Source organism: Peptococcus niger (genome assembly GCF_900101835.1).
In the GTDB taxonomy this organism is placed as follows: domain Bacteria; phylum Bacillota; class Peptococcia; order Peptococcales; family Peptococcaceae; genus Peptococcus; species Peptococcus niger.
Map to the genome: position 1 here is coordinate 1 of NZ_FNAF01000011.1, position 12,941 is coordinate 12,941.

The 12,941-nt window shown below is 51.8% G+C and carries 11 protein-coding genes; 7 read left to right on the forward strand and 4 right to left on the reverse strand.

The features are described 5' to 3' along the window. Positions 1-212: 212 nt before the first annotated feature. The 3 genes from BLQ16_RS07670 to BLQ16_RS07680 are packed head-to-tail and all read right to left on the reverse strand — an operon-like array spanning position 213 to position 3,547. Positions 213-2,288, reverse strand: coding sequence for a DUF6449 domain-containing protein (locus tag BLQ16_RS07670; protein WP_091792155.1), 2,076 nt, complete (start codon positions 2,286-2,288; stop codon positions 213-215). Next, entirely contained in the window at positions 2,263-3,162 is a 900-nt protein-coding gene (locus BLQ16_RS07675; protein ID WP_091792156.1) for an ABC transporter ATP-binding protein, read from the reverse strand. Before BLQ16_RS07675 ends, BLQ16_RS07670 begins: the two co-directional genes overlap by 26 nt. Continuing rightward, positions 3,128-3,547: a GntR family transcriptional regulator gene (locus BLQ16_RS07680; RefSeq protein ID WP_091792157.1), complete on the reverse strand. Its 420-nt coding sequence runs from the start codon at positions 3,545-3,547 to the stop codon at positions 3,128-3,130. Before BLQ16_RS07680 ends, BLQ16_RS07675 begins: the two co-directional genes overlap by 35 nt. A gap of 393 nt (positions 3,548-3,940) precedes the next feature. Here BLQ16_RS07680 and BLQ16_RS07685 point away from each other — a divergent pair, with 393 nt between their 5' ends. The 7 genes from BLQ16_RS07685 to BLQ16_RS07715 all read left to right on the forward strand — a co-directional run bounded on the left by BLQ16_RS07685 (position 3,941) and on the right by BLQ16_RS07715 (position 11,426). Further along, positions 3,941-4,606 (forward strand): HAD family hydrolase, encoded by a 666-nt coding sequence (locus BLQ16_RS07685; RefSeq protein WP_159428042.1) that lies wholly within the window; start codon positions 3,941-3,943, stop codon positions 4,604-4,606. A gap of 64 nt (positions 4,607-4,670) precedes the next feature. After that, on the forward strand, positions 4,671-5,837 hold the full coding sequence (locus BLQ16_RS07690; protein WP_091792159.1) for an LCP family protein: 1,167 nt from the start codon (positions 4,671-4,673) through the stop codon (positions 5,835-5,837). A gap of 8 nt (positions 5,838-5,845) precedes the next feature. Next, entirely contained in the window at positions 5,846-6,574 is a 729-nt protein-coding gene (locus BLQ16_RS07695; RefSeq protein WP_091792160.1) for a WecB/TagA/CpsF family glycosyltransferase, read from the forward strand. 146 nt (positions 6,575-6,720) lie between these two features. After that, on the forward strand, positions 6,721-6,912 hold the full coding sequence (locus BLQ16_RS07700; protein WP_091792161.1) for a ferredoxin: 192 nt from the start codon (positions 6,721-6,723) through the stop codon (positions 6,910-6,912). Positions 6,913-7,134: 222 nt separating this feature from the next. After that, positions 7,135-7,764: a TetR/AcrR family transcriptional regulator gene (locus BLQ16_RS07705; RefSeq protein WP_242868977.1), complete on the forward strand. Its 630-nt coding sequence runs from the start codon at positions 7,135-7,137 to the stop codon at positions 7,762-7,764. A 123-nt stretch (positions 7,765-7,887) separates the two neighbouring features. Then, positions 7,888-9,699, forward strand: a complete 1,812-nt coding sequence (locus tag BLQ16_RS07710) for an ABC transporter ATP-binding protein (RefSeq protein ID WP_091792162.1) — start codon at positions 7,888-7,890, stop codon at positions 9,697-9,699. Then, positions 9,696-11,426 carry an ABC transporter ATP-binding protein gene (locus tag BLQ16_RS07715; protein WP_091792163.1) on the forward strand — a complete coding sequence of 577 codons (1,731 nt, stop codon included), beginning with the start codon at positions 9,696-9,698 and terminating at the stop codon, positions 11,424-11,426. The genes BLQ16_RS07710 and BLQ16_RS07715 overlap by 4 nt, the downstream gene beginning before the upstream one ends. Positions 11,427-11,580: 154 nt before the next feature. Here the strand turns inward: BLQ16_RS07715 and BLQ16_RS07720 are convergent, their stop codons facing one another. Further along, on the reverse strand, positions 11,581-12,852 hold the full coding sequence (locus tag BLQ16_RS07720; RefSeq protein WP_091792164.1) for an Asp23/Gls24 family envelope stress response protein: 1,272 nt from the start codon (positions 12,850-12,852) through the stop codon (positions 11,581-11,583). Positions 12,853-12,941 lie beyond the last annotated feature (89 nt).

Consider the following 12,941-nt stretch of genomic DNA (forward strand, 5'->3'; position numbering starts at 1 on the left):
GCCTATTATGAAATCCTAGAAGCAGCCAATGCACATGATTACCAAATAAGGCATAAGGGCCAGATGGTCGAAAACTGGATAGAAGTCAAGTAAAGAGGCGCTAACGTCAGCTTTCACAAATCGCTTCTCATTGCAATACGGAAAAAGCGCCCCCCAAGGGGGCGCTTTTTCCTGTGTTAGATATAGGAAGAACACCATGCAGGTGCTGCTTCTTAGTTATGGGCCTTTGCTTTTAAGTCGGCCGGTAAATGTCCTGATAAGATGTAGCGCAGGCCGTTCACATGGGTACCGGAGATGGAATATTGGCGGTCTACCGGGACGCCGGCATAGCAGAAGGCATCGCCCACGCTGTTTTCCAGCAAGGCTTTAATGGCCTGCGGGTCCTTGACCGTGGTCACCGTTTCGCCGGTAAAGTCATCGCCTATGGTGAGGGCGCCGGGCAGTTGGGTGTCTGACAGCCTCTTAGCCGGATCGGCCAGCGCGCCGGCAGCGGTCAAGCGCCGGATTAGAGCCATTAAGGCCTTATCCTCCGGATAGACCGGATAGGTCACCGTTTGTTGACCATAGGCCTGGTTGAACTTGGCGTCTTCTTTCATCGTCAGGGTGATCTGGTAGTTCGGGGCCTCCTTCTGCAGGTAGCGGTCACCTGCTAAAAGGTCTGCCTTCAAGGCGTCCAGGATTTCCTGCCCGCTGACAGGGGACCCACCAAGGCCCTTGACGGCATAACTGCTACCTGCCATGGGCGAATCGTCAGCCTGTAAGACCGGCATGTCCTGATCAATGACCAGGCTGTCCACTTGACGCACAAATTTGTTGGAAAAGAGGTCCTTGTACAAGGCCTTGCGGTAATCAAGGCTTGCATAGACCGGCTGGTAGGCTTCCGCCAGCTGCTTGGGCAGCATTTCATACTGGCGGACAACCGTCTTACCACTGGCCAAATGCCAGGTGACGGTGGCCCATTCAGAGGGAATGGCCTTATTCTTATCCGCTTCAAGGGTATCGGCAGAGGCAAAATAGCCTTTTTGCAAATTCTTGCCCAGGGTTAACCCTTGGGGCAGGAGGTTATCGCTCAAGGTGATTTCTCCCCGATTGTTTCTAATAAAGGGGGCGGGGCTCCGCTCTGCAGAGATGGTCACCGCCTGGACGTCTTCATCGGCCGGCCGGTAGGAATTGAAACCGGTGACATCATTGTGGAGGGCCAGGAAAAAGACCAGGGCGATGGCGATAAAGGCGCCTGTTGACAGGAGGCCCCGGCGGATCCGGTGCACATCCCGATGGAACAAGAGGGTTAGAATGATGTGCAGGATCAAGCCGCCGAGGACCACCCCGATGACCAGGGCAGCCAGCGCCTTATCGGTCATTTGGTAAAAGGCCAGGCCGGCCAGGAGGGTACCGACCAAGACCACCAGGCCCTTAACCGGGTATTCGGTAACCGGGTAAATAAAGGTGTAGCCGGTCCGTTCCGAGGGGCGACGCCGGTACAAGACCAGGGACAGGCCAAAGGCCAGCAGAGCAACAAGGGTTAGGCTCACCAGCGCCGGGGCCGAGAAAAAGACCTGGCCCCGCAAGACGGCGCCGGCGTCTGAGCCGTTTGCAAAGTAAAGGAAGAGGGTGGGCAGGGACCATTTTTCAAGGGTCGTCAGCCAGCCCACTTTCACAAAGGTGGCCAGTTCAGTGGACAGCCAGGCCAAAAGAGTGCCGGCAACCACCGGAAAACCGAAGTGTAAAAGCGTCGCCATGCCCACATGACCAACCATATTCCCGGTCAATTGACCGGCCAGGAGGGTCACTGCGTAGGCGGTTGCGAAAAAGAGAATGGTTTGAAGGATCCAGCCCAGGGCCGTCAGCAGGGAAAAAGAGGCCACAAAGGCATGGCCGACGGCATAACTGCCCAGCCCCATCAAGAGGGTGATGACCGAGAAAATCAGGAACCCGGCCAGGCTGTACAAAAGCATCCAGCTGTCACGCCGGACCGGCAGGGAATGCCGGTAGTCCACCTCTTTTTTATTGTGCTGGTAAGCGGAGAAGATCAGGGCAAAGGCCACGCCCAGCACCATGGCCACCACAAGCCCCGGCAAAAAAGCGCCAAAGGTCATAAAGTCCAGCATTTCTTTCTGCTGGATGGCCATTTGGGCCTCGCCGCTCCACAGGTTCTTTAAGCCAAAATAGGTCAAAACCGGCCCGCATAAGAGCATGGTCAAGGCCGTCAGTAAGGCAAGCCACCAGTGGCCCTGCAGGTACCGCCAGAGGCTGCGGGTAAATTTAAAGCCCGATGCTGTTGATGTCATATCCGTGCACCTCCATTTCCGCAATAAAGACTTCTTCCAAGGTGAGCGGCACCTGTTCCAAGTAGAGCGGCGACAGGGCCTGAATCCGGGTCATGGCCTCGGTCAAATTGCCCCGGCAAATGAACTGGACCAGCCGGCCCCGTTGGTCAAACTGAACCAGGTCCAGGGCTTTAAAGTCTTCCGCCCCGTGCGGGCGGTCAAAGGCGCACTGGATGTGGTGGAGGTTATCGCTCAAATGGCTTATATCCCGATCCAAAATCAAGCGCCCCTGGTGGAGAAAGGCGATGTGGTCACAAAAATCTTCCAGCTCCCGCAAGTTATGGGAGGTAATGATGACGGTCCGGTTGCCATCTGCAATGATATCCGCCAGGAGCCGCTTGACCAGGAGCCGCTTGACCGGGTCCAAACCGTCAAAGGTTTCATCGCATAAAATGTAGGGCGTATTGGCGGCCAGGGCTAAGATGATGTGCGCCTGCCGCTGCATCCCTTTGGAAAAGGTGCCCAGCCGGGCTTTCGGGTCCAGCTGAAAATCTTTTGCCAAGGCCGCAACCCGGTCGACATCGTAGCCCGGATAATACTGGCTGTAAGCCGAGGCCATTTCCATTAAGCTTGCCCCGCTGGGAATGTAAAAGGCATCCGGGATGAAGAAAATATTTTCCTTGGCTGCCGGATTTTCAAAAATCGGCTTGTCTTCGTACAAGACTTGCCCGCCGTCAGGCCGATAAACCCCGGCCAGGAGGCGTAAGAAGGTACTCTTCCCACTCCCATTGGACCCAATCAGGCCAAAAATACTGCCCGGCTGGACCGTCGTGGACAGCTTATTTAAGGCGGTGGCGCTGTCAAATTTTTTCGTCAGATTCTGAACGTGAATCATTCTTATCCCTCCCTTCAGATGGGGACGCGTAAATGCGGCTGACTTCGGCCCGGGCCTCTGTCTCCGCCACTCCCACCTCTTTTAGATGAAAAGTGACTTCCCGAAACTTTTGCAGGGCCTGGGGCCGGTGCCGCTGGCGCAATTCATCGGCGGTCAGGGCGATAAAGGAACCTCGCCCCGGCAAGGAATAAATAATGCCGGCCACCTCCATCAGTTGGTAGGCCTTGGCGATGGTGTTCGGGTTGATGGCCAGCTCTTTGGCCAGGGTGCGGACGCCGGGCAATTGCTCGTCCCGCTTTAAGGCCCCTGTCAATACCAGCATTTCAAAATTTTCCTGGATCTGTTCATAAATCGGCACACGACTGCGCTGGTCTATCAGAATCATGCATCTCACTCCTTCCAAAGGACGGGCTGACAAGCCTACCCGGTTTCAGTAACTGTACTACCTTAGCTAGTACAGTTATACTACCATCCCTTTTTCCCCTTGTCAAGCCGGCAGAGGAAATTTTTTTTGCCTCCCTGAGGACCGGGCCAGCCAGCGCCCCGGTTCTTCTTAACAAGACTTTAGCATTTTCCCCACAAGTTTGTTACGACTTCTTAACCGGTTTCCGCTATACTTTTTATCAGACGAGGTTCTCTCTCCCTTTCCTCGTTGCACAACAACCAACCATTCCTTTTGCAACAAAGCGCAGCCGCCGCCATCAGACGAGATGGCGGCGGTCTCTTTATATGGTAAAATAAAGGGGCTGCCCCTGCCGGCAGCCGAAAGGAGATTATCGTGAAAGCCTTTTTTATTGATTGTGACGGCACCCTTTGTGACACCTTGTCCATTTGGCGCCATTTGGCAGAAGACGACCTGCGGGCCAGGGGCATCAGCCCCCGCGCCGACTTAAATGCCGCCATTGCCAGCTACAACTTGCACCAAGCGGCAGCCTACATAAAAGACACCTATGCCCTGGCCTGCGGGACAGAGGACTTGCTGACCGCCTGGGAGGCGCGGTTAGAAGACTTTTACCGGTATGAAGCGCCTGCCAAGGCGGGGGCCGGCGCCTTTTTAAAAGAGGCCCGGGCCCTAGGGATCGCCTGCTATTGCGTCAGCTTGACGCCGGAGGGCCTCATCCGCCCCCTCCTAAGGCGGGTCGGCCTGATGGATGACTTGGACGCCGTCTTTAGCGGCCACGAGCTGGACCTGGGCAAGGACAGCCCGGCCCTCTACACCTACGCCGCCAGCCAAGTGGGCCTTAGGCCGGCAGACGGGGTGGTCATTGAAGATTCTCATTTTGCCTTGCAGGCGGCGGCCGCAGCGGGCTTTCACTGCTGGGCCTTTCTGGACGATTTTCACGGCAGCGACCACAATCGGGCCCTGGCCGGGGACGCCGATGCCATCTTGCAATCCTGGCAAGATGGCCTTGACCGCCTGGCCTGCTTAAATGAAGACCTATAGGCCTCATTCTTCTTGCAGAGCCTAGGTTGCTCTGCTAAACTGAAACGGTGAAGGAGGCTCTCCCATGCGAAGCTCAGATAAAACCATCCGCCTGGACCGTCCCCGGGCGTCTCAACATACACAGCGCATTCCTGCCCAAAGGCCGCACCGGGCCCGCGGCAGTGCCCAGCCCGGCCGCCGGCCTCAAGGGCCACCGCCGGCCCACCGGCCCGGCCGGCCCCAGCCGACCCCGCCACCAAGCCCTCAGCCGCCTGTCCGCCAGGAACCGGTACCGGATCGGCCCCGGTCAAAGCCGGTCCATCAAAGCCCCCAGAAGGGCAAACGGAAGGCACCGCCCGGCTGCGGCTGCCTGGTAAGCCTGGTCTTTATTTTCTTAATCCTCCTGGCGGCCTTTGCCGGCTACTGGGTATTTTCCGCCCGACAGGTGCCGCCGCCCATCAGCAGCCTACCTGAGGCTGAACAACAGGCCGAGGCCCTAGACCGGGCCAGCCGCAACACCGCCTTCCTCCTGGTCGGCGATGACGAACGGGCCGCCGGCGAACAGGCCCGCAGCGACACCATGCTCTACATGGTCCTGCGTCCGGTGGACAAAAAAATCGGCCTCTTATCCTTTCCCAGGGATTCCCTGGTCAATATTCCCGGTTACGGCGAGGACAAGCTGAATGCCGCCTTTGCCTATGGCGGCATGGACCTCTTGACCAAAACCGTGACCGATTTAACCGATGCCCCCATTGACCACACCTGCCTGATCAACTTCAGCGGCTTTGAAAAAATGGTCGATGCCATTGGCGGCGTCACCATTGACGTCCCGCAAAAAATGTACAAGCCGGAAGAGGGCATTGACCTGGAACCGGGTAAGCAAAAGCTGAACGGCCACGACGCCTTGGCCTTTGTCCGCTGGCGCGGTGACGGCCTGGGGGACATCGGCCGGATGGAAAGGCAGAAAGAATTCATCAGCGCCTTTACCAAGGAATGCCGCTTTCTCTGGCCCTGGCAAGTCGCCCGGCTGGGCTGGGCCGTCCACACGGCCGTTGAAACGGACTTATCCCCCCTGGAAAGCCTCAAGCTGGTTGTCGATATGGCCGGCATGGGCAAAGAGGCCGTAGAAGTTGACCACTTGACCCTGGATCCTGAATACATCAACGGCATCAGCTACGTCTTATTGGACCCTGGCGATGTGCACCGCACCATCCAGCGCATCAGCTACGGGGTGGAACTGAACAAGTCATAGGAGGGCTTATGGACATCACCTTATTCGGCGTTCGCATTGACGCCCTGACCCGCAACCAGGCCTTAAGCCGGATCATCACCGCCTGCCAAAGGGGCGAGACCCTACAGGTCGTCACCGCCAATCCGGAAATCGTGCTCGCCGCCAAAGATGATCTGGCCTTGCGCAACCTCATCAACGGGGCCGGCCTGGTCACCGCCGACGGCAACGGCATCCTCCTGGCGGCCAAGTGGCTGGCCAGCCCCCTCCCGGACCGGGTCACCGGCATCGACCTGGCCGAGGACCTTTGCCGTGAAGCTGCCGCCAACGGGCTCCGTCTCTATTTCCTGGGAGCCAAACCCGGCGTCGCACGGGACGCGGCCGCCCGGATGCAGGCCCACTATCCCGGCTTAACCATCGCCGGCAGCTGGCACGGCTACTTTAAGGGCCACGAGGACCGGGTTCTGGCAGATATAAAAGCCGCCCAACCGGATATTTTGCTGGTCGGCCTAGGCGCGCCCGCCCAGGAATACTTCATTCAGGCCCATCAAAAAAACTTGGGCGTACCGGTGGCTATCGGCGTCGGCGGTTCTTTTGACGTGATGAGCGGCCGCATCCGACGGGCGCCAGCCAGCGTTCAACGGCTGCGGCTGGAATGGGCCTGGCGCTTTGCCGCCGACTGGCGCCGCCTGCCCCGTCTTTTAAAGCTGGTCCAGTTCATGGGCGCCGTCGGCTTAGAAAAAATCCGCCGGCTGGTCTAGGGGTCGGGATCCATTTGTTTTTCTTATGGTAGGTATTTTATCCGGCTTTTCCCAGTTTCTGCCTTGAATTGCTTAGGGTTCTATAGTACACTTTGGTTAGTGAGAGAAGTCACAATATTGACAGGACTTAAAGGAGAGATAGAGATATGTGGATTATGGTAGATCAAGACACTTGCTTAGGTTGCGGTTCCTGCGAAGCCGTTGCACCGGAAATCTTCAGCATGAACGGTGACGGTAAAGCCGAAGCTTTAAACGAAGTTACCGAAGACCAAAAAGCAGCTGCAGAAGAAGCCATGGGCATCTGCCCCGTTTCCTGCATTTCTTGGGACGAAGAATAATCATCGCTTGGTCTGGCCCCGCCTTGGGGCCATTTTTTATGCCCACAACAGGACGATAACAAGCCCCTGCTTAATTCTTAGAAAAATCCGAGGAAGAACTTGATGCTGATTAAATATTGTACAGTAACCGATGCCCTTTTATTATTCTTGACACAGCCTTTTATTTTATTTATTATTTAGACAGACAGTCGTTCTGTTTTTTACAAAGGCTCTGCCCAGCTTTTGACCACAGGTAAGGGGGTATACATTCTGAAAAAAAACAGCAAAAAACCAGAAATTCGACGACAAGAATTGATTGATATTGCATCACGCTTATTTATGGAAAAAGGCTATGAAGGCGTTTCTGTTCGGGATATTTTAGATGAAGTCCAAGGCGCGCCAGGGATGTTCTACTATTACTTTAAATCCAAGCAAGAAATTTACCTGGCATCTATGGAACAATATATTTCTCAACGATTGGAACGCAAGTGTGCGATGATTGAAAACCCAGATATCCCTTTTATAGAAAAATTACCTGTTTTCCACAGTATGGTCGCCGATGATATCCAAGGCTATATGGAGCGCTTTACACCAATGCCGGAAATGTCCATTTCAGATACATCTTACAAACTCTATGATTTGGTGCATATGATTGGATGCATGATTACCCCCTATTCTAAATTTATTTTACAAGGCTTAAACGAAGGTGAACTGAAAAATCATCTTAATATTACTGATGAAAATGCAGAAGCTTTCTCAACCTTTATCCTATATGGAGCATGGGGAATGATTTACAACCATCAATTTACCGGCACAGGCGAGCAATACAATTTAAATAACCTTACTGAAATAACTAATAAAATTTTTTATTAACTTAATCCATTCATATTTTCATTTTAAGCAACGGGAATGTTCCGAAAGGAGCATTCCCGTTGCGGCGTTTTCAGGATACAGAACGAATTCTGTCTGCAAAAATCAAAAAGAGAGGTCCTAAAGATGAGAAAAGACAAAAAATCCAAGCAAGGCCTTTCCAGACTACTGGAACTAGCTGATGAAAGGACATCTAAGCTAACCTTAAGCATCCTATGCTCAATTGCTGGAACGCTCTGCCAGCTGCTACCTTTTTGGGCCGCTTACCAAGTGATGGCAGAATTGTTGCAGCACGCAGCAAGCGGGTCAGCTTTACATGCAAATTTTATGTTCCGCTGGGCCTTCTATGGCTTAATCGGTTTGCTGGTCGGATATGTATTGACCTATATCGGTGGTATGATGGCCCACACCTTTGCATACCGGGTTATCTGTCGCGTAAGACTAAAAGTTGCTGAACATATTGGTAGACTTCCCATGGGGTATATCTCTACTCATTCTGTTGGGAAAGTCAAGCAAATACTGGAATCTAACATAGAGCAAATTGAAGTATTTCTCGCCCACCAGTTGCCGGATGTAATCAGCACTCTTGTAATGTTTCTTGCCCTCTTAATTATTATGTTAACACAAAATACCTTGCTTGCTTTTGCCTGCCTAATACCAATTATCATCGGATTTGCATGTCAACTGATAATTATGATTAGAATTGTAAAAAGTGGCGGTGTAAAAGCTAATTTTGACGCACTGGAAAAAATCAGCTCCTCTTCTATCCAATATGTAAACGGCATGCCTTCAATTAAAATCTTTGGGCAAACGGTAAAATCCTTCCACAAGTTTTATGATGAAATTATGGATTATTGCCATTTTGCAACGCATATGACTGAAATGATTCGCCCCGGCTTCGTTTTATTTCGTTTATTTGTGCTTTCCTTACCAACCTTTATAATCCCAGTCGGACTATCCCTCTATCTAAAAGATCCAGATGACGTTGCATTTGTGGCCACCCTCTTATTTTTTTTGATTATAGGTCCTGGCGCAGCCGCCCCCATTTTGAAGTTGCGCAGTTTTGCAGAAAATATGAACGTGATTTCTGAAGGAATTAACCGTGTAAATGACCTTTTAAATGAACCCCTGCTCGAGGAACCCTTAGAAAACAAACTACCAACAAACTACGATATCCAATTCAAAGATGTTTCCTTTTCCTATGAACAGGATGGCCGTAAAGTTATTGATACAATGTCTTTTACGGCAAAGCAAGGACAAGTCACAGCATTGGTCGGCCCTTCCGGCGCCGGTAAAAGTACTCTTGCCGAATTAATTCTCCGTTTTTGGGATGTTACAGATGGAGCGATTAAAATAGGCGGTATCAATATTAAAGAAATACCTACCCAAGATTTGATGCGACATATCTCCTTTGTATTTCAAGACAACTTTCTTTTCTCTGACAGCATCTACAACAATATTGCCTTGGGTAAACCTCAAGCAAAACAAGAAGAGGTTGAAAAGGCCGCGAAAATAGCCCAGTGTCATGATTTTATTATGTCCTTGCCAAACGGTTATGACACAAAGCTGGGCACTAAAGGCGTCTACCTTTCCGGTGGCGAAAAACAACGCATCGCTATTGCGAGAGCTCTCTTGAAAGATGCCCCTATTCTAATTCTTGATGAAGCCAGCGCCTATGCTGATGCAGAAAATGAATACAAAATGCAATTAGCGCTTTCCGAACTGATTAAAGACAAAACGGTCATCATAATTGCCCATCGATTAAAAACCATTTGTAACGCCAATCAAATTATTGTCATTCAAAACGGTCGTATTGCAGAATACGGAACACATGAGTCCCTCTGCCAAGCTGAAGGGCTTTATGCCAGCATGTGGGAGGCATCCATACATTCTTCCACATGGACCATCGACAATAGAAAGGATGCGATCACCTTATGAAACAGCTTTTGAATGCCATTACCTGTAACCATCCCCAGCGAATAATTAAACCCGTTATCTGGAATACGTTGGCAAGCCTTTCAAATCTCTTGCCCTTTCTATGCCTGGTCTATATTGTCCAAGAAATCTACATGTACTTTATAACAGGACAACTCAACCCAAATTCATTATGGATGGCATGGGGTGGGATGGTAGTCTTCTTTATCCTGACTTGGAGACTTGAAAATATGGCCTGTAAGGCAACCTATCGGGATGGTTTCCGCTTATCTGCAGAAGGCCGCATTAAATTGGCCGAGCACATTCGCAAACTTCCTATGGGCGTTCTCATGCGGAAAAATTCGGGAGAAATTGGCAATACGATGATGACCGATTTCTCCCGTACAGAAAGCGCCGTCACCCATATTCTGCCACAAATGATTAGCGGTGTGATGACGGCGGTAATCGCCTCTACCTTATTAATCATCGCCGACTGGCGCATGGGACTTGCCATATTTGCCGGCTTTCCAATTGCTCTCTCAATAACATTTGGTATGAATAGATTAGAACGCCGGCTGGAAAGTAAGCTGAACGCAACAAAAATAGAACAAACAAACCAACTACAAGAATACTTGTATGGCATGCGGATGATTAAGTCCTATCATATGCAAGGGGAAAATTTTGGAAAATTGGAGAAAGCTTGCATGAATTATCGAGATGCCTGTATTCAAATTGAAAGCCGTATTGGTCCAGTAAATTTAGTCGCAGCCGCTATTTTAGAAAGCGGTCTTTCCTTAATGACTGTCGTCGGTGTATTTCTTGCTGTGGGTGGCACCTTGACGGTACCTGACTTTGCCCTATTTTTGCTAGTTGGTACACGTATTTTCGATCCTTTAACCGTTGCTCTGATGAATTATTCAGAATTAATGCTCTGTCACCTATCTGGTAACCGCATCTGTCAATTACTGAACGAGCCGACCATGACCGGAGATTATAAACCATCTGATACACCTGATATCAAATTTAACCATGTGTCGTTCAAGTATGACGATAGAGACATTCTTCACGATATCAACATACACTTAAAACCGGATACAATGACAGCTCTTGTCGGCCCTTCCGGTTCTGGCAAAAGCACCATACTTCGGTTGATAGCCCGTTTTTATGACCCAGATTCCGGACAAGTTCTTTTTGGCAATGAAGATGAACGTAAACTGGACCCGGAAGAACTGATGAAAAAGATTTCCATGGTATTTCAGGAGGTTTATTTATTCCAGGATACTATCGCTAATAATATCGGCTATGGTAAAGAAAATGCAACACGAGAAGAAATTGAAACAGCAGCAAAAGCAGCAAATTGTTATGATTTTATCAATCAGCTTCCACAAGGTTTTGACACAATGATTGGCGAAGGAGGGGCTACCCTCTCCGGTGGCGAAAAGCAACGTCTTTCAATTGCGCGAGCACTGTTAAAAAATGCTCCATTGGTCTTATTGGATGAGGCAACATCTTCCCTTGATCCGGAAAATGAAGCGGAAATTCAACAAGCAATCGGTCGGTTAATAAAAGGACGCACCGTTGTAATCATTGCCCATAGGCTGAAAACCATCGTTGGCGCAGATAGCATCCTTGTTTTGGAAAACGGACATATTATCGAAGAAGGAACACACCAGCAACTGCTCAAACAAAATGGCCTTTACTCAAGGCTATGGCATTTACAAATGGCTACTGAAGATTGGAAAATCGCTTGAAAATGAAGAAGTCCGTATAAAACTATGGCCTCATTTCAACTGCATACCTAGCAACCTGATTTACAATAAAATCAAACCATAAAAGAGCCCGCCGGCAGCCTGTCCATCGTCAGCTATTGATGGACGGGCCGCCAGCGGGCTTTGCCGTAAGGGGTTATTTGTCGGAAGACGAGGTATTCTCGTAGGTCTTGTTAAAATCGGCGCGGGTGATGATGTCCAGCACTTCTATGTGGCAGGCGCGCACGGTCAGGCCGGCCATGATGGCCAGGGCCTTGGTCAATTCATCGGTGATTTGGGCAAAAACCTTCTTGCCGTCTGTGCCGTAGGCAAGAACGGCCTCCAGCGCCAGGGTCACATCGCCATGGCGTTGATCGCCTGCCTCTTCCATCCGCCCCTTGAGGGCCAAGAGGCCGTCAACCCGGTTGACCGTGTGGTCAAACATCTTAACCAGGGCCTTTTCGTGCAGGCGGAAGGTCTTGTCCGGCCCGCCTGTCTCCAGGCCGGCTTGCCCATAGTCTACGGCGCAAAAGCCGTCATCCTGGCCGGTGCCGTAATAGCAATCGTAGGCATTGCCGCCGTAATCCCGGTCATAGGCGGCCGGCGACCCGGACGGACCTGGCTGGGTCGGGAGGTCCGGAACGGCGGTGGGGCCGTCATAGTGGAGGCTGCAATAGCCGCCGTCTGCCCCGGTATTGTAGTAGCAGTCGTATATATTCGGGCTGTAGGCATCCCCCTCAACGGCCGGTTCAGCCTCAGGCCCTGCCGGTCCTTCAGAGCTGTAGTCCCGGGCCGGCACCGGGCCTTTTTGCCCGTATTGCCAGCGGCAGTAGCCCTCATCTTCACCGGTATTGTAAAAGCAATCGTACATGTTGCCGCCATAATCGCCGGCGTAATCCAGCTGGGGCAGGCTGCGAGGGGCCTCTTCGGTGAGAAAGGCGCCGTAGCTATCGGCCACATCGGTGTATTCTGCCTCGTAGGTGCCGGCCGGGTCATCGTAGCGAGCGGGGATTTCCCGGCTGCTTTCGACGGTATCAAGGCTGACTTCAGCTGCCGGTTCCTCTGGGTTGCGGTAACGGGGATCGGCGTGCCGACCGCCGCTCTGGCGGTGGGTCAAGGGGGCGACGCTTTCGCCGGACACATAGCCATCATAGGGGTTAAAGCCATAATCGACCTCATAGCCGGTCGGCAGCGGGTGAAAGGGCCGGTCGGCTTCTGCCATATACCGGGCGTAAACGTCTCCGGCAGGGCCATATTCGCTGTCATAGTCCAGGCTCCCCTGGTCATATCGGACGGGGATGCTGCGGCCGCTTTCCAAGGCCCCGCTTTTAACCCGGCCGTCCTCGTGATAGCGGGCCTTGCTGCCATTGGAAGGCACTTGTGCATGATAAACAGACTTCTTTTTCTTATCTGGCTTTTTCTTAGTCAATTGCTCCACATCCTTTCAGTGAAGTGCAGGCAGGTGTCATCGTCAGCCGGTCCCATGCTTTTCTATTATTGTAGCCAATTGTCCCCTGC

Bases quoted from the DNA above. Each gene is read 5' to 3' on its own strand.
- BLQ16_RS07695 (WP_091792160.1), top strand. From the start codon at position 5,846: ATGGACATCACCTTATTCGGCGTTCGCATTGACGCCCTGACCCGCAAC.
- BLQ16_RS07675 (WP_091792156.1), bottom strand. From the start codon at position 3,162: ATGATTCACGTTCAGAATCTGACGAAAAAATTTGACAGCGCCACCGCC.
- BLQ16_RS07670 (WP_091792155.1), bottom strand. From the start codon at position 2,288: ATGACATCAACAGCATCGGGCTTTAAATTTACCCGCAGCCTCTGGCGG.
- BLQ16_RS07710 (WP_091792162.1), top strand. From the start codon at position 7,888: ATGAGAAAAGACAAAAAATCCAAGCAAGGCCTTTCCAGACTACTGGAA.
- BLQ16_RS07700 (WP_091792161.1), top strand. From the start codon at position 6,721: ATGTGGATTATGGTAGATCAAGACACTTGCTTAGGTTGCGGTTCCTGC.
- BLQ16_RS07715 (WP_091792163.1), top strand. From the start codon at position 9,696: ATGAAACAGCTTTTGAATGCCATTACCTGTAACCATCCCCAGCGAATA.
- BLQ16_RS07680 (WP_091792157.1), bottom strand. From the start codon at position 3,547: ATGATTCTGATAGACCAGCGCAGTCGTGTGCCGATTTATGAACAGATC.
- BLQ16_RS07690 (WP_091792159.1), top strand. From the start codon at position 4,671: ATGCGAAGCTCAGATAAAACCATCCGCCTGGACCGTCCCCGGGCGTCT.